The organism is Pseudomonas sp. CC11G, from assembly GCF_056174845.1.
Window position 1 is genome coordinate 147,501 of record NZ_JBWBZC010000001.1, and the last position, 24,967, is coordinate 172,467.

The following is a 24,967-nucleotide window of genomic DNA, read 5'->3' on the forward strand; positions in this document are numbered from 1 at the left end:
GTCGGCCTGCGCGGAAGATGTAACGGGGCTCAAACCATGCACCGAAGCTACGGGTATCACTTAGGTGATGCGGTAGAGGAGCGTTCTGTAAGCCTGTGAAGGTGAGTTGAGAAGCTTGCTGGAGGTATCAGAAGTGCGAATGCTGACATGAGTAACGACAATGGGTGTGAAAAACACCCACGCGAAAGACCAAGGTTTCCTGCGCAACGTTAATCGACGCAGGGTTAGTCGGTCCCTAAGGCGAGGCTGAAAAGCGTAGTCGATGGAAAACAGGTTAATATTCCTGTACTTCTAGTTATTGCGATGGGGGGACGGAGAAGGCTAGGCCAGCTTGGCGTTGGTTGTCCAAGTTTAAGGTTGTAGGCTGACTGCTTAGGTAAATCCGGGCGGTTAAGGCTGAGAACTGATGACGAGTGCTCATTAGAGCGCGAAGTGGTTGATGCCATGCTTCCAAGAAAAGCCTCTAAGCTTCAGATAACTAGGAACCGTACCCCAAACCGACACAGGTGGTTGGGTAGAGAATACCAAGGCGCTTGAGAGAACTCGGGTGAAGGAACTAGGCAAAATGGCACCGTAACTTCGGGAGAAGGTGCGCCGGTGAGGGTGAAGCATTTACTGCGTAAGCCCATGCCGGTCGAAGATACCAGGCCGCTGCGACTGTTTATTAAAAACACAGCACTCTGCAAACACGAAAGTGGACGTATAGGGTGTGACGCCTGCCCGGTGCCGGAAGGTTAATTGATGGGGTTAGCTAACGCGAAGCTCTTGATCGAAGCCCCGGTAAACGGCGGCCGTAACTATAACGGTCCTAAGGTAGCGAAATTCCTTGTCGGGTAAGTTCCGACCTGCACGAATGGCGTAACGATGGCGGCGCTGTCTCCACCCGAGACTCAGTGAAATTGAAATCGCTGTGAAGATGCAGTGTATCCGCGGCTAGACGGAAAGACCCCGTGAACCTTTACTATAGCTTTGCACTGGACTTTGAATTTGCTTGTGTAGGATAGGTGGGAGGCTTTGAAGCGAGGACGCCAGTTCTTGTGGAGCCAATCTTGAAATACCACCCTGGCAACTTTGAGGTTCTAACTCTGGTCCGTTATCCGGATCGAGGACAGTGTATGGTGGGTAGTTTGACTGGGGCGGTCTCCTCCTAAAGAGTAACGGAGGAGTACGAAGGTGCGCTCAGACCGGTCGGAAATCGGTCGTAGAGTATAAAGGCAAAAGCGCGCTTGACTGCGAGACAGACACGTCGAGCAGGTACGAAAGTAGGTCTTAGTGATCCGGTGGTTCTGTATGGAAGGGCCATCGCTCAACGGATAAAAGGTACTCCGGGGATAACAGGCTGATACCGCCCAAGAGTTCATATCGACGGCGGTGTTTGGCACCTCGATGTCGGCTCATCACATCCTGGGGCTGAAGCCGGTCCCAAGGGTATGGCTGTTCGCCATTTAAAGTGGTACGCGAGCTGGGTTTAGAACGTCGTGAGACAGTTCGGTCCCTATCTGCCGTGGACGTTTGAGATTTGAGAGGGGCTGCTCCTAGTACGAGAGGACCGGAGTGGACGAACCTCTGGTGTTCCGGTTGTCACGCCAGTGGCATCGCCGGGTAGCTATGTTCGGAATAGATAACCGCTGAAAGCATCTAAGCGGGAAACTAGCCTCAAGATGAGATCTCACTGGGACCTTGAGTCCCCTGAAGGGCCGTCGAAGACTACGACGTTGATAGGTGGGGTGTGTAAGCGTTGTGAGGCGTTGAGCTAACCCATACTAATTGCCCGTGAGGCTTGACCATATAACACCCAAGCAATTTGCTTAATCGCAGATTGACGGTGTGAAGACGAAAGAACCGAAAATTCGCAACACACAAATTACCGAATCCGAAAAACACATACCCAATTTGGAGTAACGCGAAAGCGAGACTCCACCCGAATTGCTTGACGACCATAGAGCATTGGAACCACCTGATCCCATCCCGAACTCAGTAGTGAAACGATGCATCGCCGATGGTAGTGTGGAGTTTCTCCATGTGAGAGTAGGTCATCGTCAAGCTTAAATTCCAAACCCCTCATTCGCGCAAGCGAGTGGGGGGTTTGTTTTTGCGCGCAGAAAAGTTGGATAACTCGGCATCGTGAGGCTGGGTATCGCTCTGCTAAATGGCGCTCAATAACCTTGTTTCCGGTGTTGATGCTTTCTATGCAATGACGAGGTGCGCCGATATGATGCGTGCCTCTCAGTCGGGCGCTCCGCAGATGCAAAGTTTACTGACGCTTCTACAAGATGGGCGATTTCATTCGGGCGAGGCGCTTGGGCTTGCTCTAGGGATAAGCCGCGCCGCGGTCTGGAAGCAGTTGCAGGAACTGGAGTCTGCTTATGGCCTTCGTGTTCACAAAGTGCGCGGACGAGGCTATTGCTTGGAGAGCCCAGTCATTCTTCTGGAGCGCGACAAGCTTCTAGATAATCCTGGTGGATGGTTGCCCCATGTGCTGGAAGGCACTGACTCCACCAATGCAGAGGCTTTCCGTTGCCTGGAAGCGCGCCGCGAACCCCCATTTTTTATCGTTTCGGAAAGACAGACTGCTGGCCGGGGGCGGCGTGGGCGTCAGTGGGTGAGTCCTTTTGCAGAAAACATCTATTACAGTCTTTTGCTTCGCGTCGAAGGCGGTGCTGTGCAGTTGGATGGCCTTAGTTTGGTGGTGGGATTGGCTGTGCTAAGTGCAATGCAAGAGTCAGGCGTCGTCGGCTGTGGCTTGAAATGGCCGAACGACATTCTTGTCGGTGGGCGAAAATTGCCGGAATATTGCTGGAATTATCTGGGGATCCTGCAGATATTTGCCACGTGGTGATTGGCGTCGAATCAACGTCAATATGCGCAGCGAAGGTGCGATTGATCAGCCATGGACGTCCATGCGCCTGGAAGTTGGTGAGTTGGTTGATCGAAATACGTTGGTTAATAGTCTTAATGCGCACCTGGACCGTTATCTGCGGCTTGCATCGCCAAAGCGGATTTCAGCGCTTCAGGCTGAGTGGGAGTCAGTGCACCTTTGGCAAGAAAGGAAGTGTCTCTTTCCGCGGGAGCGCAAAAAATTGATGGGCGAGTGCTTGGGGTGGATTCCAGGGGGGCGTTGCGCCTCTTGGTGGGTGGGGTTGAGCGCCAATACAGTGGTGGTGAGCTTAGTTTGAGGTTGCGTGATGATTCTTGAGCTCGACTGCGGAAAACAGCTTATCAAATGGCGGGTGCTGGATAGGCGGTCGGTGGTGGCTGCTGGCGGTATGGTTGGCTCTTCGAGGAGCTGCTTACCAGTCTTGCTGAGCTGTCGAGCGCAGCATTGCGCGCTGCCAGAATAGTGAGCGTGCGCAGTGACGACGAGACTGCTGCGATTGTTAGCTCTTGCTTGAGCGATTTGGTGTTACTGCGCTGCTGGCTCGGTCAGCGGAGGTTGTTGGCAGCGTAGTGAACGGCTATGGCGACTATCAGCGACTGGGGTTGGATCGCTGGCTGGCTATCCTTGCGGCGTACCACCTTGCGGGTAAGGCATGTCTGGTTTCTCGACCTGGGTACGGCCGTAACTTCCGACTTTGTGGCTGCAGATGGGGCTCATCTCGGCGGCTTTATCTGCCCGGCGTTCCGCTGATGCGTAATCAGCTGCGTACTCATACCCGGCGTATCCGTTATGACGATGATGCGGCTGAGAAGGCGCTGCATGCCCTCGCTCCAGGGCGCTCAACTGTAGAGGCGGTTGAGCGCGGTTGCTCTCTTATGTTGCGGGGATTTGTACAAACCCAGCTGGAGCTGGCGCAAGAGTACTGGGGGGAGTCGTTTGAGGTGTTTCTCACGGGGGGGGATGCTGGTTCTGTAGAGGAAATCCTACCTTCCGCACGCGTGATGCCGGATCTGATTTTTATCGGCCTGGCTATCGCATGTCCCTTGGCTTGAGGTTCTTATGCGTTGGTTTGTTCCTTCGTTCCTGGTTTTGAATCTGTTCTATTACGTGTGGCACCAGCAGCAGACGCCATTGCGAGCTAAAGAGGTCGCGCCGTTGTCCCTGCATCAAGAGGTGCGCCAGGATATTCGCCTGCTAAGCGAGTCTGGTGGTGCGCAAAGTCGTCGGGAGCACCCAGTCGAGCCGGCGGCAGTTTCCTCTGAGGTGTGCATGTTTTTGGGTGGTTTTGATCAAGAGGATGCCGCCAAGCTGGTTGAGCAGCGTTGATTGCTCTGGATATCCAGTCCCGAGTGAGAGTTGTAGATGCGCCGGCGGGGTTGGACTACTGGGTTTACTTGCCGCCACTTGCATCTCGCCAGGCGTCACTGCGGCAGTTAAAAGAACTTCAGGCACGAAAAATCGACAGTTACATAATCACTCAGGGTGACCTTTCAAACGGCATTTCTGGGAATGTTCCCGCGTAGCGAGTCTGCGGAAAGCGTAATGCAGCGCCTGCGCGAAGTGGGTTACGAGCCGCAAATGCGGGAACTGCCGCGTGCGCACCGTAATTTCTGGGTCCGTATAGCGCCCGAAAGCCGCCGTTTAGCTGACGATGCGCTGCTGCAGTCACTAGCTCGTGATTTCAATGGCTTACAACATCAATTAATGCCGTGCGAAAGCGTTGCATCGCCGAATTAGTTTGAATAGAATGGCGCCCGCTTTGCAGGGTTGCTCTCTGGGTGAGTCTGAAAAGTTGTTGTCGAATGCGCTAACCTCAAGTTTTTTATGAGGAATTGCTTGACAGCTGGGTGGCATGCGAAGAGAATGCCGCCTCACTTTGGAGGGGTTCCCGAGTGGCCAAAGGGATCAGACTGTAAATCTGACACGCGAGTTTCGAAGGTTCGAATCCTTCCCCCTCCCCATATTTAGCGTGAGCTGCAAGCTCCGCGGGTATAGTTCAACGGTAGAACCTCAGCCTTCCAAGCTGATGGTGCGGGTTCGATTCCCGCTACCCGCTCCATGTTTGTGGTTTGTGTAAGAAGAGTTCGCTCTTGTAGCTCAGTTGGTAGAGCACACCCTTGGTAAGGGTGAGGTCAGCGGTTCGAATCCGCTCAAGAGCTCCATTATTAAAAGGCAGATATGCAGATATCTGCCTTTGTTTTAATGGTCGCGTGAGTCGCGCACTTAATCGATGGGAGACGCTCTGATGGCTAAAGAAAAGTTTGAACGGAACAAACCGCACGTCAACGTTGGCACCATCGGTCACGTTGACCACGGTAAAACCACTCTGACCGCTGCTCTGACCCGCGTTTGCTCCGAGGTTTTCGGTTCGGCTCGCGTTGACTTCGACAAGATCGACAGCGCTCCAGAAGAAAAAGCTCGTGGTATCACCATCAACACCGCTCACGTTGAGTACGATTCGGCCGTGCGTCACTACGCACACGTTGATTGCCCAGGTCACGCCGACTACGTAAAAAACATGATCACCGGTGCTGCTCAGATGGATGGCGCTATCCTGGTTTGCTCGCCGCTGATGGTCCGATGCCGCAAACCCGTGAGCACATCCTGCTGTCCCGTCAGGTTGGCGTTCCTTACATCGTTGTCTTCCTGAACAAGGCTGACATGGTGGACGACGCTGAGCTGCTGGAACTGGTTGAGATGGAAGTTCGCGACCTGCTGAGCACTTACGAGTTCCCGGGCGACGACACTCCGATCATCATCGGTTCGGCTCTGATGGCTCTGAATGGCCAAGACGACAACGAAATGGGCACTACCGCTGTTAAGAAGCTGGTAGAGACTCTGGACAGCTACATTCCTGAGCCAGTTCGTGTCATCGACAAGCCGTTCCTGATGCCAATCGAAGACGTATTCTCGATCTCCGGCCGCGGTACTGTAGTTACCGGTCGTATCGAGCGCGGTATCGTCAAGGTTCAGGAAGCTCTGGAAATCGTTGGTCTGCGTGACACCACTCAGACTACTTGCACCGGCGTTGAAATGTTCCGCAAGCTGCTCGACGAAGGTCGTGCTGGCGAGAACTGCGGCGTTCTGCTGCGCGGTACTAAGCGTGAAGACGTTGAGCGTGGTCAAGTACTGGCCAAGCCGGGTTCGGTTAAGCCGCACACCAAGTTCGAAGCTGAGGTTTACATCCTTAGCAAAGACGAAGGTGGTCGTCACACTCCGTTCTTCAAAGGCTACCGTCCTCAGTTCTACTTCCGTACTACCGACGTAACCGGTAGCTGCGAACTGCCGGAAGGCGTTGAGATGGTAATGCCAGGCGACAACATCAAGATGGTTGTTACCTTGATCAAGTCGATCGCCATGGAAGATGGTCTGCGTTTCGCGATTCGCGAAGGCGGCCGTACCGTTGGTGCCGGCGTTGTTGCCAAAATCATCGAGTAATCGTTGATAAGTCCCCATCGGGCCGGCATAATGGTCGGCCTGATTTTGTTTTAGGTCAGTAGCTCAATTGGCAGAGCGACGGTCTCCAAAACCGTAGGTTGGGGGTTCGATTCCCTCCTGACCTGCCAGTTTTACCAAGAAGTTAAAACTGGCACGTCTTTCACAGGGTCCTCGTAAATGACTGTTAAGGCTGAAGCCAAAGAATCGCGCTTTGATCTGCTCAAGTGGCTTGTTGTTGCTGCTTTGGTTGTGGTTGGCGTGGTTGGCAATCAGTTCTTCTCTGGTGAGCCGATTCTGTACCGTGTCCTGGGTCTGCTGGCGCTTGCAGCTGTAGCTGCATTTGTTGGTCTGCAAACCGCTAAAGGGCAGGCATTTTTCGGGCTCGCAAAAGAAGCTCGGGTTGAGATTCGTAAGGTCGTTTGGCCAACTCGTCAGGAAACCACGCAGACCACGCTTATTGTTGTGGCTGTTGTATTGGTGATGGCGCTGTTGTTGTGGGGGCTTGACTCCCTGCTAGGCTGGCTTGTTTCCATGATTGTTGGTTAAAGGTGTCCCGTGGCTAAGCGTTGGTACGTTGTGCATGCTTACTCGGGTTACGAGAAGCATGTAATGCGCTCTCTGATTGAGCGCGTCAAGCTGGCCGGCATGGAAGATGGGTTCGGCGAGATTCTGGTCCCCACTGAAGAAGTGGTTGAAATGCGTAATGGCCAGAAGCGCAAAAGTGAACGCAAGTTCTTCCCGGTTATGTTCTGGTGCAGATGGACATGAACGAAGGCACTTGGCACTTAGTCAAGGATACGCCTCGCGTCATGGGCTTTATCGGTGGTACTGCTGATAAGCCTGCGCCAATCACTGATAAAGAGGCTGATGCAATTTTGCGTCGTGTTGCTGATGGTAGCGACAAGCCGAAGCCGAAAACTCTGTTTGAGCCAGGTGAGATGGTCCGTGTAATTGACGGTCCTTTTGCTGACTTCAGCGGTGTTGTCGAAGAAGTGAACTATGAGAAAAGCCGGATCCAGGTGGCTGTGACCATTTTTGGTCGCTCTACCCCGGTTGAGTTGGAGTTTAGTCAGGTCGAAAAGGCATAACTGACAAAGCATCCCGTACCCCGCAGCCTCAGGCTGTGGGGTTTTGTCGTCACTGGGATAAACGCGTAAGTAACCCGGGGAGCCGTAAAGGCGCTAGAACCCGAATTGGAGTAGCTAATGGCTAAGAAAATCACGGCTTATATCAAGCTGCAAGTAAAGGCTGCACAAGCTAACCCGAGCCCGCCCGTAGGCCCGGCTCTTGGTCAGCATGGTGTGAACATCATGGAGTTCTGCAAGGCGTTCAACGCCAAGACCCAAGGCATGGAGCCTGGTCTGCCGACTCCAGTGATCATCACTGTTTATAGCGACCGTAGCTTCACCTTTGAAACCAAAAGCACCCCTGCTTCGGTTCTGCTGAAGAAAGCTGCTGGTCTGACTAGCGGTTCGGCCCGTCCGAACAGCGTCAAGGTTGGCACCGTTACCCGTGCTCAGCTCGAAGAGATCGCCAAAACCAAACAGGCTGATCTGACCGCTGCTGATATGGATGCAGCCGTGCGTACTATCGCCGGTTCTGCTCGCAGCATGGGCCTTAACGTGGAGGGTGTGTAATGGCTAAGTTGACTAAGCGCCAAAAGGCTATTGCCGAGAAAATCGTTGCCGGTAAATCGTACGGTTTCGAAGAAGCGGCCACCCTGCTGGCAGAGCTGTCGAAAGTTAAGTTCATCGAGTCGTTCGACATCGCTGTGAACCTGGGTGTTGACCCGCGTAAATCCGACCAAGTTGTACGTAGCGCTACCGTTCTGCCGCACGGCACCGGTAAGACCGTACGCGTTGCCGTCTTTACCCAAGGCCCGGCTGCTGAAGCTGCTCTGGCTGCCGGTGCTGACCGCGTTGGTATGGACGACCTGGCCGCCGAAATGAAAGCTGGCGACCTGAACTACGACGTCGTTATTGCTTCGCCGGACGCCATGCGCGTTGTCGGTCAGTTGGGTCAAATCCTCGGTCCACGTGGCCTGATGCCTAACCCTAAAGTGGGTACCGTAACCCCAGACGTAGCCACTGCCGTGAAAAACGCCAAGGCTGGTCAGGTTCGTTATCGCACCGACAAAACGGCATCATCCACACTTCCGTCGGCAAAGTTGGCTTTGAAGCCATCAAGCTGAAGGAAAACGTTGAAGCCCTGATCGCTGACCTTAAGCGTATCAAGCCGTCGGCGTCGAAAGGCATCTACGTTAAGCGCGTAACCCTGAGCACCACTATGGGCCCAGGTCTGGTTATTGATCAGAGCTCGCTCGACGCGTAAGACAAATCGGCCGGAGCAATTGATTGTTCGGGCTGTTGAAAGATTGGGGTCCCTGCCTGGCGGGGGCTATCCAAGACCGTAGGCGACGAAAGTCTTAAACCACAAGCCTACGCAGATGGTGCTCCCGGTTCCTTACGGAATCTGACACCAAACGACATCCGGCTTCGGTTGGATGAAACGTAACAAGCAGGAGTTAACCCGTGGCAATTAAACTCGAAGACAAGAAGGCCATCGTCGCTGAAGTCAACGAGGCTGCCAAAGTCGCTCTGTCCGCTGTCGTGGCTGATGCCCGTGGTGTGACAGTAGGCGCAATGACCGGACTCCGTAAAGAGGCTCGTGAAGCTGGCGTTTATGTACGTGTAGTACGTAACACCCTGCTCAAGCGCGCTGTTGCCGGCACTCAATATGACGTGCTCAACGACGTGTTCACTGGCCCGACCCTGGTTGCATTCTCGAACGAACATCCTGGCGCTGCTGCCCGTTTGTTCAAAGAGTTCGCCAAAGGTCAGGATAAGTTCGAGATCAAGGCAGCTGCGTTCGAGGGCAAGTTCCTCGCAGCTAATCAGATCGACGTACTGGCAAGCCTGCCGACCCGTGACGAAGCAATTTCTCAGCTGATGAGCGTGATTCAAGGCGCAACCAGCAAGTTGGCTCGTACTCTGGCGGCCCTTCGCGACCAGAAAGAAGCTGCCGCAGCCTGAGGCTGAGCATCTCCTTTCGCGTTTATTGTTTATTTCGATGGCCGCGTAGGCTGTCACCCCAATACAGGAATTAGAGTCATGGCTCTGTCTAACCAAGAAATCATCGACGCAATCGGCGAGAAATCCGTTCTGGAAATCGTTGAACTGATCAAAGCAATGGAAGAGAAGTTCGGCGTTAGCGCCGCTGCTGCTTCCGCTGGCCCAGCTGCTGGCCCAGCCGCTGTTGCTGAAGAGCAAACCGAATTCAACGTAATGCTGCTTGAATCCGGCGAGAAGAAAGTAAACGTGATCAAGGTCGTTCGTGAACTGACCGGTCTGGGTCTGAAAGAAGCTAAAGCCGTTGTTGACAGCGCTCCTGGCATCGTCAAGGAAGCTGTGTCGAAAGACGAAGCTGAAGCTGCTAAGAAAGCCCTGGAAGAAGCAGGCGCCAAAGTCGAGCTCAAGTAAGCGACGACCTTGCGTCTACAGCCCAAGCGTAGAGCGAAAGGCTGATGGCTGGTGGCTTTTGCCACCGGCCTTTTTCCGTTATAGGCCGACCTTCGAGGGTTGGCCTGTAGCTGAAGCAGTAACCGCCCCGAGGGGTGGCGCAAACCGAGAGTTTGCAAGATTTTCTGGCTGCTCCCGTCGGGAGGAGCCAAATAAGCAGGTGACCAAGCTGGGGAACGCTGATGGCTTACTCATATACTGAGAAAAAACGTATCCGCAAGGACTTTAGCAAGTTGCCGGATGTCATGGATGTGCCTTATCTCCTGGCCATCCAGCTGGATTCGTATCGCGAATTCCTGCAGGCGGGAGCTACAAAGGATCAGTTCCGCGACATCGGCCTGCATGCGGCCTTCAAGTCCGTTTTCCCGATTATCAGCTATTCCGGCAATGCTGCTCTGGAATATGTCGGTTATCGCCTGGGCGAACCGGCCTTTGATGTGAAAGAGTGCGTGCTGCGTGGCGTGACATTCGCCGTGCCGCTGCGGGTAAAAGTCCGTCTGATCATTTTCGATAAGGAATCGTCGAACAAAGCGATCAAGGACATCAAAGAGCAAGAAGTTTACATGGGGGAAATCCCCCTGATGACCGAGAACGGTACTTTCGTTATCAACGGTACCGAGCGCGTCATCGTTTCCCAGCTGCACCGCTCCCCAGGCGTGTTCTTCGACCACGACCGTGGCAAGACTCACAGCTCGGGCAAGCTGCTGTACTCCGCGCGCATCATTCCTTACCGCGGTTCGTGGTTGGACTTCGAGTTCGACCCGAAAGACGCGGTATTCGTACGTATCGACCGTCGCCGCAAGCTGCCGGCGTCCGTGCTGCTGCGCGCGCTGGGTTACACCACTGAGCAAGTGCTCGATGCGTTCTACGAGACCAACGTGTTCCATGTTCAGGGTGAGAATCTCAGCCTGGAACTGGTACCGCACCGTCTGCGTGGCGAAATTGCTGTTCTCGATATCAAAGACGAGAAGGGCAAGGTCATCGTTGAGCAAGGCCGCCGTATTACCGCGCGCCACATCAATCAGTTGGACAAGTCCGGAATCAAGACCCTGGAAGTGCCGCTGGACTACGTCATTGGTCGCACCAGCGCCAAGGCGATTGTTCACCCGGCTACTGGCGAAATCCTGGCTGAGTGCAATACCGAGCTGAACACTGAAATCCTGGCAAAAATCGCCAAGGCTCAGGTCGTACGTATCGAAACGTTGTACACCAACGACATCGACTGCGGTCCGTTCATCTCCGACACCCTGAAAATCGACGGCACTACCAATCAATTGGAAGCGCTGGTCGAGATCTATCGGATGATGCGTCCAGGCGAGCCACCTACCAAGGATGCTGCCGAGACCCTGTTCAACAACCTGTTCTTCAGTGCCGAGCGCTACGACCTCTCCGCTGTAGGTCGCATGAAGTTCAACCGTCGTATCGGTCGTACCGAGATCGAAGGTTCGGGCGTGTTGAGCAAGGAAGACATCGTCGAAGTTCTCAAGACCCTGGTCGACATCCGCAACGGCAAAGGCATCGTCGATGACATCGACCACCTGGGTAACCGTCGCGTGCGTTGTGTTGGCGAGATGGCCGAGAACCAGTTCCGCGTTGGCCTGGTGCGTGTAGAGCGTGCGGTCAAAGAGCGTCTGTCGATGGCTGAAAGCGAAGGCCTGATGCCGCAAGACCTGATCAACGCCAAGCCAGTGGCTGCGGCGGTGAAAGAGTTCTTCGGTTCGAGCCAGCTCTCGCAGTTCATGGACCAGAACAACCCGCTGTCCGAGATTACCCACAAGCGCCGCGTTTCTGCTCTCGGCCCAGGTGGTTTGACCCGTGAGCGTGCTGGCTTCGAAGTTCGTGACGTACACCCGACCCACTACGGTCGCGTATGCCCGATCGAAACGCCGGAAGGTCCGAACATCGGTCTGATCAACTCCCTGGCGGCCTATGCCCGGACCAACCAGTATGGCTTCCTGGAAAGCCCGTACCGTGTGGTGAAGGACACTCTGGTTACTGACGAAATCGTGTTCCTCTCGGCTATCGAAGAGGCAGACCACGTGATCGCTCAGGCATCGGCAACGATGAACCAGAAAGGTCAGCTGGTTGATGAGCTGGTAGCTGTTCGTCACTTGAACGAGTTCACCGTCAAGGTGCCGGAAGACGTCACGCTGATGGACGTTTCGCCGAAGCAGGTTGTGTCCGTCGCCGCTTCGTTGATTCCGTTCCTCGAGCATGACGACGCCAACCGTGCATTGATGGGTTCGAACATGCAGCGTCAGGCTGTTCCGACTCTGCGTTCGGACAAACCGCTGGTTGGTACCGGCATGGAGCGCAACGTTGCGCGTGACTCCGGCGTTTGCGTCGTGGCACGTCGTGGCGGCGTGATCGACTCCGTCGACGCCAGCCGTATCGTGGTTCGCGTTGCGGATGACGAAGTTGAAACTGGCGAAGCCGGTGTTGACATCTACAACCTGACCAAATACACCCGTTCGAACCAGAACACCTGCATCAACCAGCGTCCGCTGGTGAGCAAAGGTGACAAGGTTGAGCGCAGCGACATCCTGGCTGATGGTCCGTCCACCGATATGGGTGAGCTGGCTCTGGGGCAGAATATGCGCATCGCGTTCATGGCCTGGAACGGTTACAACTTCGAAGACTCCATCCTCCTGTCGGAGCGTGTGGTTCAAGAAGACCGTTTCACCACGATCCATATTCAGGAACTGACCTGTGTGGCGCGTGATACCAAGCTCGGGCCAGAAGAGATCACCTCGGACATTCCGAATGTGGGCGAAGCTGCGCTGAACAAGTTGGACGAGGCCGGTATCGTTTACGTGGGTGCTGAAGTTGGCGCTGGCGACATTCTGGTGGGCAAGGTCACTCCGAAAGGCGAGACCCAACTGACCCCAGAAGAGAAGCTGCTGCGCGCCATCTTCGGTGAGAAGGCTTCCGACGTTAAAGACACGTCCCTGCGCGTACCGACCGGTACCAAAGGCACGGTCATCGACGTTCAGGTCTTCACCCGTGACGGCGTAGAGCGTGACGCTCGTGCGCTGTCGATCGAGAAGATGCAACTCGACGAGATCCGCAAAGACCTCAACGAAGAGTTCCGCATTGTTGAAGGTGCAACCTTCGAGCGTCTGCGTTCCGCCCTGGTTGGCAAGAAAGCCGAAGGCGGTGCTGGTCTGAAGAAAGGCGCCGAGATCACCGACGAGTTCCTCGACGGCCTCGAGCGCGGTCAGTGGTTCAAGCTGCGTATGGCTGAAGATGCTCTGAACGAGCAGCTTGAGAAGGCGCAGGCTTACATCGTTGACCGCCGTCAGTTGCTCGACGACAAGTTCGAAGACAAGAAGCGCAAACTGCAACAGGGCGATGACCTGGCTCCGGGCGTGCTGAAGATCGTGAAGGTTTACCTGGCAATCCGTCGTCGCATCCAGCCGGGCGACAAGATGGCCGGTCGTCACGGTAACAAAGGTGTGGTCTCCGTGATCATGCCGGTAGAAGACATGCCGCACGATGCCTATGGCACCCCGGTCGACATCGTTCTCAACCCGCTGGGCGTACCGTCGCGTATGAACGTCGGTCAGATCCTTGAAACCCACCTGGGCCTCGCGGCCAAAGGTCTGGGCGAAAAGATCAACCGCATGCTCGAAGAGCAGCGCAAGGTTGCTGAGCTGCGTAAGTTCCTGCACCAGATCTACAACGAGATCGGTGGTCGTCAAGAAACCCTGGCAGACCTGTCTGACCAAGAAATTCTTGATCTGGCGAAGAACCTGCGTGGCGGCGTGCCGATGGCAACTCCGGTGTTCGACGGTGCCAAGGAAAGCGAAATCAAGGCCATGCTGAAACTGGCAGATCTGCCAGAAAGCGGCCAAATGCAGCTGTTCGACGGCCGTACCGGCAACCAGTTCGAGCGTCGTGTGACCGTTGGCTACATGTACATGCTGAAACTGAACCACCTGGTGGACGACAAGATGCACGCTCGTTCTACCGGTTCCTACAGCCTGGTTACCCAGCAGCCGCTGGGTGGTAAGGCGCAGTTCGGTGGTCAGCGCTTCGGGGAAATGGAAGTTTGGGCGTTGGAAGCATACGGCGCCGCGTACACCCTGCAGGAAATGCTGACCGTTAAGTCGGATGACGTGAACGGCCGTACCAAGATGTACAAAAACATCGTGGACGGTGATCACCGCATGGAGCCGGGCATGCCCGAGTCCTTCAACGTGTTGATCAAAGAAATCCGTTCGCTCGGTATCGATATCGATCTGGAAACCGAATAACACGAAGCGCAATGGGAGCGGGGCTGTAGAGCCCGCTCCTTGCTCCGCCAGGAGGAAAGGCCTTGAAAGACCTACTGAATTTGCTGAAAAACCAGGGTCAAGTCGAAGAGTTCGATGCCATCCGTATTGGGTTGGCCTCGCCAGAGATGATCCGTTCGTGGTCCTTCGGTGAAGTTAAAAAGCCGGAAACCATCAACTACCGTACGTTCAAACCTGAGCGTGACGGCCTGTTCTGCGCCAAGATCTTTGGCCCAGTAAAGGACTACGAGTGCCTGTGCGGTAAGTACAAGCGCCTGAAACACCGCGGTGTGATCTGCGAGAAGTGCGGTGTTGAAGTCGCCCTTGCCAAGGTTCGTCGTGAGCGCATGGCGCACATTGAACTGGCTTCGCCGGTTGCCCACATCTGGTTCCTGAAGTCGCTGCCGTCCCGTATCGGCCTGCTGCTGGACATGACCCTGCGTGATATCGAACGCGTTCTCTACTTCGAGAGCTATGTAGTTATCGATCCAGGCATGACCACCTTGGAAAAGGGTCAGTTGCTGAACGACGAGCAATATTTCGAAGCCATCGAAGAGTTCGGTGACGACTTCGACGCCCGCATGGGTGCCGAAGCTGTTCGCGAGCTGCTGACTGCTATCGATCTGGAGCACGAAATCGGCCGCCTGCGTGAAGAGATTCCGCAGACCAACTCCGAAACCAAGATCAAGAAGCTGTCCAAGCGTCTGAAGTTGATGGAGGCCTTCCAGGGTTCCGGCAACCACCCAGAGTGGATGGTGCTGACCGTTCTGCCGGTTCTGCCGCCAGATTTGCGTCCGTTGGTACCGTTGGATGGTGGTCGTTTCGCGACGTCCGACCTCAACGATCTGTATCGTCGAGTGATCAACCGCAACAACCGTCTGAAGCGCCTGCTCGATCTGTCCGCCCCGGACATCATCGTGCGCAACGAAAAGCGCATGCTGCAGGAAGCGGTTGACGCCCTGCTCGACAATGGCCGTCGCGGTCGTGCCATCACTGGCTCGAACAAGCGTCCGCTGAAATCCTTGGCCGACATGATCAAGGGTAAGCAAGGTCGTTTCCGTCAGAACCTGCTCGGTAAGCGCGTGGACTACTCCGGTCGTTCCGTTATTACCGTAGGCCCGACTCTGCGTCTGCATCAGTGCGGTCTGCCGAAGAAGATGGCCCTCGAGCTGTTCAAACCGTTCATTTTCGGCAAGTTGGAAATGCGTGGCCTGGCCACCACCATCAAAGCCGCGAAGAAAATGGTTGAGCGTGAGCTGCCAGAAGTGTGGGACGTTCTCGCTGAAGTGATTCGCGAACACCCCGTACTCCTCAACCGTGCACCGACCCTTCACCGTCTGGGTATCCAGGCGTTTGAACCGGTTCTGATCGAAGGTAAAGCTATTCAGCTGCACCCGCTGGTCTGCGCTGCGTACAACGCCGACTTCGACGGCGACCAAATGGCCGTGCACGTACCGCTGACACTGGAAGCCCAGTTGGAAGCGCGCGCGTTGATGATGTCGACCAACAACATTTTGTCGCCAGCCAACGGTGAGCCAATCATCGTTCCGTCGCAGGACGTTGTATTGGGTCTGTATTACATGACCCGTGAAGCGATCAACGCCAAAGGCGAAGGTCGTGTGTTTGCCGATCTGCAAGAAGTCGACCGCGTATTCCGCGCCGGCGAAGCAGCGCTGCACGCCAAAGTTAAGGTGCGTATCAACGAGGTCATCAAAGATCGCGACGGCAGCATCACCAAGAACACCCGCATCGTCGACACCACTGTTGGCCGCGCGTTGCTGTTCCAAGTTGTTCCGGCCGGCCTGGCGTATGACGTGGTCAACCAGCCAATGAAGAAAAAGGCGATCTCCAAGCTGATCAACCAGTGCTACCGCACCGTTGGCTTGAAAGACACTGTGATCTTCGCTGACCAACTGATGTACACCGGTTTCGCCTACTCGACTATCTCCGGCGTTTCCATTGGCGTGAATGACTTCGTCATCCCCGATGAAAAAGCTCGCATCATTGATGCAGCCACCGAAGAAGTTAAGGAAATCGAAAGCCAGTACGCCTCCGGCCTGGTAACCCAGGGCGAGAAGTACAACAAGGTGATCGACCTCTGGTCCAAAGCCAACGACGAAGTGTCGAAGGCGATGATGGCGAACCTTTCGAAAGAGAAAGTGATCGACCGTCACGGTAAAGAAGTGGATCAGGAGTCGTTCAACTCCATGTACATGATGGCTGACTCCGGCGCTCGGGGTTCGGCAGCTCAGATTCGTCAGTTGGCCGGTATGCGTGGTCTGATGGCCAAGCCGGACGGCTCGATCATCGAGACGCCGATCACCGCGAACTTCCGTGAAGGTCTGAGCGTACTGCAGTACTTCATCTCCACTCACGGTGCTCGTAAAGGTCTCGCGGATACCGCGTTGAAAACTGCGAACTCCGGTTATCTGACTCGTCGTCTGGTAGACGTGGCGCAAGACTTGGTCGTTACCGAGATCGACTGCGGCACCGAACACGGCCTGTTGATGACTCCGCACATTGAAGGCGGTGACGTGGTTGAGCCTCTGGGTGAGCGCGTTCTGGGTCGAGTAATTGCCCGTGACGTATTCAAGCCAGGTACTGAGGACATCATCGTGCCGGCTGGCACCTTGGTGGACGAGCAGTGGGTTGAATTCATCGAGCTGAACAGCATCGACGAAGTGATCGTGCGTTCGCCGATCAGCTGCGAAACTCGTTATGGCATTTGCGCCAAGTGCTACGGCCGCGATCTGGCCCGTGGTCACCAGGTGAACATCGGTGAAGCTGTCGGCGTTATCGCTGCTCAGTCGATCGGTGAGCCGGGTACCCAGCTGACCATGCGTACGTTCCACATCGGTGGTGCGGCAAGCCGGACCTCTGCTGCAGACAGCATTCAGGTCAAGAACGGCGGCACCATCCGCCTGCATAACCTGAAGCACGTTGAGCGTGCTGACGGCAATCTGGTGGCGGTATCGCGTTCTGGTGAGTTGGCTCTGGCGGACGAATTCGGTCGCGAGCGCGAGCGTTACAAGCTGCCTTACGGTGCTGTTATTTCCGTCAAGGAAGGCGACAAAGTGGATGCCGGCGCGATCGTCGCCAAATGGGATCCGCACACCCACCCGATCGTTACCGAAATGAAAGGTACCGTGACCTACGTGGGCATGGAAGAAGGCATCACCATCAAGCGTCAGACTGACGAATTGACGGGTTTGACCAACATTGAAGTACTGGATCCGAAAGACCGTCCAGCTGCCGGCAAAGACATCCGTCCTGCTGTGAAGATGGTCGGTGTTGACGGTAAAGACTTGCTGCTGCCAGGTACCGACGTACCGGCTCAGTATTTCCTGCCAGCTAACGCCTTGGTCGGTGTGGCGGATGGGGTGCAAGTGGGCGTGGGTGATGTTATCGCTCGTATCCCGCAAGAAACTTCGAAAACTCGCGACATCACCGGTGGTCTGCCGCGTGTTGCCGACTTGTTCGAAGCGCGCCGTCCGAAAGAAGCCTCGATCTTGGCTGAAGTCAGCGGCACCATCGCGTTCGGTAAAGAAACCAAAGGCAAGCGCCGTCTGGTTATTACACCGAACGACGGTAGCGATCCGTACGAGGAGCTGATTCCGAAGTGGCGTCACCTGAACGTCTTCGAAGGCGAACAAGTGAACCGCGGCGAGGTTATCTCCGACGGTCCAAGCGATCCGCACGACATCCTGCGTCTGCTGGGTGTAAGCGCGCTGGCCAAGTACATCGTTAACGAAATCCAGGACGTTTATCGCCTGCAGGGCGTGAAGATCAACGACAAGCACATCGAGACCATCCTGCGTCAGATGCTGCGTAAAGTTGAGATCACCGAATCCGGCGACTCTAGCTTCATCAAGGGCGACCAGATGGAACTGACTCACGTACTGGGCGAGAACGAGCGTCTGAGCACGGACGACAAGTTCATCTCCAAGTTCGACCGCGTTCTGCTGGGTATCACCAAGGCATCGTTGTCCACCGAATCGTTCATCTCGGCGGCTTCATTCCAGGAAACCACCCGCGTCCTCACTGAGGCTGCGGTTACTGGTAAGCGTGACTTCCTGCGCGGCCTGAAAGAGAACGTGGTGGTAGGTCGTCTGATTCCGGCCGGTACGGGTCTGGCTTATCACAGCGAGCGTAAACGTCGTCGTGATGCCGGCAAGCCGGTTCAAGTGAGCGCCAGCGAAGCTGAAGCTCAACTGTCGGAAGCGTTGAACAACCTGTAATCGCTACAGGTTGCCAATCGGGTCAGGGCCCGGTGAAGCGAAAGCCTCACCGGGCCTTGTCTTGACGGGGTGCCAGAAGCTCTTTAGACTCTTGTACCCCTAAATTTGGCGGGACTCATGTCCTGCCATTTTGTTTTTCTTGTAAGACAATAGCGTCGAAAGACAACAGTGGAGCTAGTAGATGGCAACTATCAACCAGCTGGTACGTCAGCCGCGTAAGCGTATCGTCGAGAAATCCGACGTTCCTGCGCTGCAGAACTGCCCGCAACGTCGTGGCGTATGCACCCGTGTGTATACCACCACGCCGAAAAAACCTAACTCGGCACTGCGTAAAGTATGCCGTGTGCGTCTGACCAACGGTTTCGAGGTTTCCTCGTACATCGGCGGTGAAGGCCACAACCTGCAAGAACACAGCGTGGTACTGATCCGCGGCGGTCGTGTAAAAGACTTGCCAGGTGTTCGTTACCACACCGTTCGCGGTTCCTTGGATACTTCCGGTGTTAAAGGTCGTAACCAAGGTCGTTCGAAATACGGTACCAAGCGTCCGAAGTAAGTGCAGCGCCCGAGTGATCGGTCGTTTCACCCAAAATAGATTTTCATTTTTCTGAGTCGATAAGAGTAAGGTCGGGCGTTCAACCCAGGATTGTCATCCAGAGGTTTTATTGTTCCCGGGCTAACCTGAAGACCGTTTGAGGGCTTATCCATGCCAAGAAGACGTGTAGCAGCCAAGCGCGAAGTGCTTGACGATCCAAAATACGGTAGCCAAATCCTGGCCAAGTTCATGAACCACGTGATGGAAAGCGGCAAGAAAGCCGTTGCCGAGCGTATCGTTTATGGCGCGCTGGAAAAGGTTAAAGAGCGTAAGAACAGCGATCCCCTGGAAATCTTCGAGAAAGCTCTCGACGCCATCGCTCCGCTGGTCGAAGTGAAGTCGCGCCGTGTTGGCGGTGCTACTTACCAGGTTCCGGTCGAAGTTCGTCCGTCCCGTCGTAACGCCCTGGCCATGCGCTGGTTGGTGGATTTCGCCCGTAAGCGTGGCGAGAAATCCATGGCCCTGCGTTTGGCTGGCGAACTGTTGGATGCTGCTGAAGGCAAAGGTGCTGCAGTTAAGAAGCGTGAAGACGTGCACCGTATGGCTGAAGCCAACAAAGCATTTTCGCACTACCGCTTCTAAATTCAGCGCTTCTAATATTGCGAGGGCTTTATGGCTCGTCTTACACCGATCAACCGCTACCGTAACATCGGTATCGTCGCGCACGTGGATGCTGGCAAAACCACTACCACTGAGCGCGTACTGTTCTACACCGGCGTGAACCACAAAATGGGCGAGGTGCATGATGGCGCCGCGACCATGGACTGGATGGTTCAGGAGCAGGAGCGTGGTATTACCATTACTTCTGCTGCTACCACCGCTTTCTGGTCCGGTTCCGTCAAGCAGCACAAAGACAGCTACCGCTTCAACATCATCGACACCCCCGGGCACGTTGACTTCACCATCGAAGTAGAGCGCTCGTTGCGCGTACTCGACGGCGCCGTCGTTGTGTTCTGCGGTACTTCGGGTGTTGAGCCGCAGTCGGAAACCGTATGGCGTCAAGCCAACAAATACGGCGTTCCACGTCTTGTTTACGTAAACAAGATGGACCGTGCTGGCGCAAACTTCCTGCGCGTTGTTGGTCAGATCAAGCAGCGTCTGGGTCACACTCCGGTGCCAATCCAATTGGCTATCGGTGCCGAAGACAACTTCCAGGGTCAGATCGATCTGATCACCATGGAAGCGGTTTACTGGGATGACGCCGACAAGGGCATGGCCCCTCGTCGCGAAGCTATTCCAGCCGAACTGCAAGAGTTGGCTAACGAGTGGCGCAGCAACATGGTTGAGGCTGCTGCCGAAGCCAGCGATGAGCTGATGAACAAGTACCTCGAAGGTGAAGAACTCACCAACGTGGAAATCAAGGCCGCTCTGCGTCAGCGTACTATCGCTGGCGAAATCGTCCTGGCTGTTTGCGGTTCCTCGTTCAAGAACAAGGGCGTTCCCCTGGTTCTCGACGCCGTTGTTGACTACCTGCCGGCCCCGGTCGACATTCCTGCCATCAAGGGTTCCGACCCGGATGACGAGACTGTTGAAATGGAGCGTCATGCAGATGACAGCGAGCCCTTCTCGGCTCTGGCGTTCAAGATCGCTACCGACCCATTCGTGGGTACTTTGACCTTTGCCCGCGTTTACTCGGGCGTGTTGAGCTCCGGCGACGGCGTGATCAACTCGGTTAAAGGCAAGAAAGAGCGCGTGGGTCGTATGGTGCAAATGCACGCAAACACCCGCGAAGAGATCAAAGAAGTACGCGCTGGCGACATCGCTGCTCTGATCGGCATGAAGGACGTCACCACTGGTGACACCCTGTGCTCCGCTGACAAGCCGATTATCCTGGTTCGCATGGACTTCCCGGAGCCGGTTATTTCGGTTGCCGTAGAGCCCAAGACCAAGGACGACCAGGAAAAAATGGGTATCGCTCTGGGCAAGCTCGCTCAGGAAGACCCATCGTTCCGCGTCAAAACCGACGAAGAGACTGGTCAGACCATCATCTCCGGTATGGGTGAGTTGCACCTCGACATTCTCGTCGACCGTATGAAGCGCGAATTCGGTGTTGAAGCCAACATCGGTAAGCCGCAGGTTTCGTACCGCGAGAAGATCACCAAGAACTGCGAAATCGAAGGTAAGTTCGTTCGTCAGTCCGGTGGTCGTGGTCAGTTCGGTCACTGCTGGATCCGCTTCGCACCTGCTGACGAAGGTCAGGAAGGTCTGCAGTTCGTCAACGAAGTGGTAGGTGGTGTGGTTCCGAAGGAATACATCCCGGCAATCCAGAAGGGCATCGAAGAGCAGATGAAGAACGGCGTTGTTGCCGGCTATCCGCTGATCGGCCTGAAGGCTACCGTGTTTGATGGTTCCTACCACGACGTCGACTCCAACGAGATGGCGTTCAAGATCGCAGCTTCCATGGCGACCAAGCAGCTGGCCCAGAAGGGTGGCGGTGTTGTGCTTGAGCCGATCATGAAAGTTGAAGTGGTAACCCCGGAAGATTACATGGGCGACGTGATGGGTGACTTGAACCGTCGTCGTGGTCTGATTCAGGGCATGGAAGATACGGTTTCGGGCAAGGTTATTCGCGCCGAAGTGCCGTTGGGTGAGATGTTCGGTTACGCGACCGACGTCCGCTCCATGTCTCAGGGTCGCGCGAGCTACTCCATGGAATTCTCCAAATACTCTGAAGCTCCGTCGAACATCGTCGAAGCTCTGATCAAAAAACAAGGCTGATATCAGCCCCTTTAGGCAAGGAGTTTATTGTCGTGGCTAAAGAAAAATTTGAACGTAACAAACCGCACGTCAACGTTGGCACCATCGGTCACGTTGACCACGGTAAAACCACTCTGACCGCTGCTCTGACCCGTGTTTGCTCCGAGGTTTTCGGTTCGGCTCGCGTTGACTTCGACAAGATCGACAGCGCTCCAGAAGAAAAAGCTCGTGGTATCACCATCAACACCGCTCACGTTGAATACGATTCGGCCGTGCGTCACTACGCACACGTTGACTGCCCAGGTCACGCCGACTACGTAAAAAACATGATCACCGGTGCTGCGCAGATGGACGGCGCTATCCTGGTTTGCTCGGCCGCTGATGGTCCGATGCCGCAAACCCGTGAGCACATCCTGCTGTCCCGTCAGGTTGGCGTTCCTTACATCGTTGTCTTCCTGAACAAGGCTGACATGGTGGACGACGCTGAGCTGCTGGAACTGGTTGAGATGGAAGTTCGCGACCTGCTGAGCACTTACGAGTTCCCAGGCGACGACACTCCGATCATCATCGGTTCGGCTCTGATGGCTCTGAACGGCCAAGACGACAACGAAATGGGCACTACCGCTGTCAAGAAGCTGGTAGAGACTCTGGACAGCTACATTCCTGAGCCAGTTCGTGTCATCGACAAGCCGTTCCTGATGCCAATCGAAGACGTATTCTCGATCTCCGGCCGCGGTACTGTAGTTACCGGTCGTATCGAGCGCGGTATCGTCAAGGTTCAGGAAGCTCTGGAAATCGTTGGTCTGCGTGACACCACTCAGACTACTTGCACCGGCGTTGAAATGTTCCGCAAGCTGCTCGACGAAGGTCGTGCTGGCGAGAACTGCGGCGTTCTGCTGCGCGGTACTAAGCGTGAAGACGTTGAGCGTGGTCAAGTACTGGCCAAGCCGGGTTCGGTTAAGCCGCACACCAAGTTCGAAGCTGAGGTTTACATCCTTAGCAAAGACGAAGGTGGTCGTCACACTCCGTTCTTCAAAGGCTACCGTCCTCAGTTCTACTTCCGTACTACCGACGTAACCGGTAGCTGCGAACTGCCGGAAGGCGTTGAGATGGTAATGCCAGGCGACAACATCAAGATGGTTGTTACCTTGATCAAGTCGATCGCCATGGAAGATGGTCTGCGTTTCGCGATTCGCGAAGGCGGCCGTACCGTTGGTGCTGGCGTCGTTGCCAAAATCATCGAGTAATCGTTGATTGATGAAAAAGCCCCCGCTTGCGGGGGCTTTTTTATTGGGTTGACACCTGTAGGGGGCGTCTATAGAATTGCGCCTCCTTTTAACGGGCGTATTGCGTCCGTTGGGAATAGCAACTGGGAGTCTGTGGACAATGCAAAATCAACAAATCCGGATTCGGTTGAAGGCTTTTGATCATCGCCTGATTGACCAATCCACCCAGGAAATCGTGGAAACCGCGAAACGTACTGGTGCTCAAGTGCGTGGTCCGATTCCTCTGCCCACCCGCAAAGAGCGTTTCACTGTTCTGGTTTCCCCGCACGTCAACAAAGACGCGCGTGACCAGTACGAGATCCGCACTCACAAGCGCGTTCTGGACATCGTCCAGCCTACGGATAAAACCGTTGACGCTCTTATGAAGCTGGATCTTGCGGCTGGCGTAGAAGTTCAGATCAGCCTCGGCTAAAACCGTCTGGTTTTAGTCGTGTAACGCTCTGAAATGGGCGGCCATAGCGGGTGAAAGCCCCGTACACTCATGAGGTTTACAACATGACTATTGGTGTAGTCGGTCGTAAATGCGGTATGACCCGTATTTTCACCGAAGAAGGTGTCTCCATTCCGGTTACGGTCATTGAGATCGAGCCGAATCGCGTCACCCAGTTCAAGACTGAAGAAAGCGATGGCTATCGTGCAGTGCAAGTCACTGTCGGTGAGCGTCGTGCTTCGCGCGTGACTGCTGCTCAGGCAGGCCACTTCGCTAAAGCAAACGTAGCTGCCGGTCGTGGCGTCTGGGAATTCCGTCTTGAAGAAGGCGACTACCAGGCTGGCGATCTGATCAATGCAGAAATTTTCCAAGCTGGTCAACTGGTGGATGTCACCGGTCAGTCCAAAGGTAAAGGCTTCGCCGGTACCATCAAGCGCTGGAATTTCCGCGGTCAAGATAACACCCACGGTAACTCCGTCTCCCACCGCGTCCCTGGCTCTATCGGCCAGTGCCAGACTCCTGGTCGTGTATTCAAGGGCAAAAAAATGTCCGGTCATATGGGCGCTGAGCGCGTGACCGTGCAGTCCCTCGAAGTAGTGCGCGTCGACGCTGAACGCAATCTGCTGCTGGTTAAGGGCGCTGTTCCTGGCGCTACCGGTGGCAACCTGGTTGTGCGTCCGGCAGCCAAGGCTCGCGGTTAAGGGGAAGCGAAGATGCAATTAAATGTAAATGACGCTCAAGCGATCGAAGTTTCCGAACTGACTTTCGGCGGCGAGTTCAACGAGACGCTGGTTCACCAAGCAGTCGTGGCCTACATGGCTGGCGGCCGTCAAGGTACTGCTCAGCAGAAGACCCGTTCCGACGTTCGTGGCGGCGGTAAGCGCCCATGGCGTCAGAAGGGTACTGGTCGTGCTCGTGCTGGTACCATCCGTAGCCCAATCTGGCGCGGCGGCGGCACCACCTTTGCTGCTCGTCCTCAGGATCACAGCCAAAAGCTCAACAAGAAGATGTACCGCGCAGCACTGCGCTCCATCCTCGCTGAGCTGGTTCGCACTGATCGTTTGGTTGTGGTTCAGGATTTCGTTGTTGATGCACCGAAAACCAAAGACCTGCTGAACAAACTGAATGGCATGGGCCTGACCGACGTACTGATTGTTTCCGACTCCGTCGACGAGAATCTGTACCTCGCTGCTCGTAACCTTCCACACGTTGATGTCCGTGACGTGCAGGGTTCCGATCCAGTTAGTCTCATCGCCTACGACAAAGTGTTGATCACTGTGTCGGCCGTGAAGAAATTCGAGGAGCTGCTGGGATGAACCAGGAACGCGTATTTAAAGTGCTACTTGGCCCGCACGTCTCTGAGAAAGCCACCGTTTTGGCTGACAAAAAAGGCCAGTTCGTTTTCAAGGTTGCTACCGATGCAACCAAGCTAGAAATCAAAAAGGCCGTCGAAAGCCTGTTCAGCGTGAAAGTAGAGCGTGTTACTACCCTGAATGTTCTGGGTAAGAGCAAGCGTACTGCTCGCGGTCTGGGCAAGCGTAACGACTGGAAGAAGGCAGTTATCTCCCTTCAGCCGGGTCAAGATCTCGACTTCAGCAGTAGTGCTGAGTAAGGAA

At 55.1% G+C, this 24,967-nt stretch carries 14 protein-coding genes, 4 tRNA genes, 2 rRNA genes and 6 pseudogenes (1 of these 26 running past the window's edge); all 26 read left to right on the forward strand.

From position 1 onward, the window contains the following. A 23S ribosomal RNA gene (locus AC0V2S_RS00655) occupies positions 1–1,788 on the forward strand (it extends 1,100 nt beyond the left edge of the window). 141 nt (positions 1,789–1,929) lie between these two features. Beyond that, positions 1,930–2,045: ribosomal RNA gene (gene rrf / locus AC0V2S_RS00660) — 5S ribosomal RNA — on the forward strand. Positions 2,046–2,245: 200 nt separating this feature from the next. Continuing rightward, a pseudogene (gene birA / locus AC0V2S_RS00665) lies at positions 2,246–3,196 on the forward strand (bifunctional biotin--[acetyl-CoA-carboxylase] ligase/biotin operon repressor BirA). Beyond that, a pseudogene (locus tag AC0V2S_RS00670) lies at positions 3,186–3,930 on the forward strand (pantothenate kinase). The pseudogenes birA and AC0V2S_RS00670 overlap by 11 nt, the downstream one beginning before the upstream one ends. Positions 3,931–3,937: 7 nt before the next feature. Beyond that, positions 3,938–4,615 (forward strand): annotated as a pseudogene (locus AC0V2S_RS00675) (SPOR domain-containing protein). Positions 4,616–4,756: 141 nt separating this feature from the next. After that, positions 4,757–4,837, forward strand: a tRNA-Tyr gene (locus tag AC0V2S_RS00680). A gap of 26 nt (positions 4,838–4,863) precedes the next feature. Beyond that, positions 4,864–4,937 (forward strand) — tRNA-Gly (locus AC0V2S_RS00685). A gap of 27 nt (positions 4,938–4,964) precedes the next feature. After that, a tRNA-Thr gene (locus AC0V2S_RS00690) sits at positions 4,965–5,040 on the forward strand. Positions 5,041–5,123: 83 nt separating this feature from the next. Then, positions 5,124–6,316, forward strand: a pseudogene (tuf, locus tag AC0V2S_RS00695) (elongation factor Tu). 52 nt (positions 6,317–6,368) lie between these two features. After that, positions 6,369–6,444: transfer RNA gene (locus AC0V2S_RS00700), tRNA-Trp, on the forward strand. Positions 6,445–6,493: 49 nt separating this feature from the next. Further along, positions 6,494–6,862 (forward strand): preprotein translocase subunit SecE, encoded by a 369-nt coding sequence (gene secE, locus AC0V2S_RS00705; protein WP_271196044.1) that lies wholly within the window; start codon positions 6,494–6,496, stop codon positions 6,860–6,862. Between the two features lie 9 nt (positions 6,863–6,871). Then, positions 6,872–7,404, forward strand: a pseudogene (gene nusG, locus AC0V2S_RS00710) (transcription termination/antitermination protein NusG). Between the two features lie 117 nt (positions 7,405–7,521). Further along, a complete protein-coding gene (gene rplK / locus AC0V2S_RS00715; protein WP_108096542.1) occupies positions 7,522–7,953 on the forward strand; it encodes a 50S ribosomal protein L11 in 432 nt (143 codons plus the stop codon). Further along, a pseudogene (gene rplA / locus AC0V2S_RS00720) lies at positions 7,953–8,647 on the forward strand (50S ribosomal protein L1). The gene rplK and the pseudogene rplA overlap by 1 nt, the downstream one beginning before the upstream one ends. 200 nt (positions 8,648–8,847) lie before the next feature. Beyond that, positions 8,848–9,348, forward strand: a complete 501-nt coding sequence (gene rplJ, locus AC0V2S_RS00725) for a 50S ribosomal protein L10 (RefSeq protein ID WP_108096540.1) — start codon at positions 8,848–8,850, stop codon at positions 9,346–9,348. A gap of 78 nt (positions 9,349–9,426) precedes the next feature. Continuing rightward, positions 9,427–9,795 carry a 50S ribosomal protein L7/L12 gene (gene rplL / locus AC0V2S_RS00730; protein WP_457435842.1) on the forward strand — a complete coding sequence of 123 codons (369 nt, stop codon included), beginning with the start codon at positions 9,427–9,429 and terminating at the stop codon, positions 9,793–9,795. 221 nt (positions 9,796–10,016) lie between these two features. Then, complete coding sequence (gene rpoB, locus AC0V2S_RS00735) at positions 10,017–14,090, forward strand: DNA-directed RNA polymerase subunit beta (RefSeq protein ID WP_475508088.1); 4,074 nt, start codon at positions 10,017–10,019, stop codon at positions 14,088–14,090. A gap of 62 nt (positions 14,091–14,152) precedes the next feature. Beyond that, the gene (rpoC, locus tag AC0V2S_RS00740) at positions 14,153–18,346 is read left to right on the forward strand and encodes a DNA-directed RNA polymerase subunit beta' (protein ID WP_475508089.1); all 4,194 of its coding nucleotides are present in this window, start codon (positions 14,153–14,155) and stop codon (positions 18,344–18,346) included. Positions 18,347–18,527: 181 nt separating this feature from the next. Continuing rightward, positions 18,528–18,899 carry a 30S ribosomal protein S12 gene (gene rpsL, locus AC0V2S_RS00745; RefSeq protein ID WP_003186084.1) on the forward strand — a complete coding sequence of 124 codons (372 nt, stop codon included), beginning with the start codon at positions 18,528–18,530 and terminating at the stop codon, positions 18,897–18,899. Between the two features lie 150 nt (positions 18,900–19,049). Further along, on the forward strand, positions 19,050–19,520 hold the full coding sequence (rpsG, locus tag AC0V2S_RS00750; protein WP_002555493.1) for a 30S ribosomal protein S7: 471 nt from the start codon (positions 19,050–19,052) through the stop codon (positions 19,518–19,520). Positions 19,521–19,550: 30 nt separating this feature from the next. Continuing rightward, positions 19,551–21,656: an elongation factor G gene (gene fusA, locus AC0V2S_RS00755; RefSeq protein ID WP_463551251.1), complete on the forward strand. Its 2,106-nt coding sequence runs from the start codon at positions 19,551–19,553 to the stop codon at positions 21,654–21,656. A gap of 32 nt (positions 21,657–21,688) precedes the next feature. Then, on the forward strand, positions 21,689–22,882 hold the full coding sequence (tuf, locus tag AC0V2S_RS00760) for an elongation factor Tu (RefSeq protein WP_108096535.1): 1,194 nt from the start codon (positions 21,689–21,691) through the stop codon (positions 22,880–22,882). A 139-nt stretch (positions 22,883–23,021) separates the two neighbouring features. Beyond that, a complete protein-coding gene (rpsJ, locus tag AC0V2S_RS00765) occupies positions 23,022–23,333 on the forward strand; it encodes a 30S ribosomal protein S10 (protein ID WP_003186070.1) in 312 nt (103 codons plus the stop codon). A gap of 83 nt (positions 23,334–23,416) precedes the next feature. Next, positions 23,417–24,052, forward strand: coding sequence for a 50S ribosomal protein L3 (rplC, locus tag AC0V2S_RS00770; RefSeq protein WP_108096534.1), 636 nt, complete (start codon positions 23,417–23,419; stop codon positions 24,050–24,052). A 12-nt stretch (positions 24,053–24,064) separates the two neighbouring features. After that, positions 24,065–24,667: a 50S ribosomal protein L4 gene (rplD, locus tag AC0V2S_RS00775; RefSeq protein WP_122493538.1), complete on the forward strand. Its 603-nt coding sequence runs from the start codon at positions 24,065–24,067 to the stop codon at positions 24,665–24,667. After that, positions 24,664–24,963 carry a 50S ribosomal protein L23 gene (rplW, locus tag AC0V2S_RS00780; protein WP_002555488.1) on the forward strand — a complete coding sequence of 100 codons (300 nt, stop codon included), beginning with the start codon at positions 24,664–24,666 and terminating at the stop codon, positions 24,961–24,963. The genes rplD and rplW overlap by 4 nt, the downstream gene beginning before the upstream one ends. Positions 24,964–24,967 lie beyond the last annotated feature (4 nt).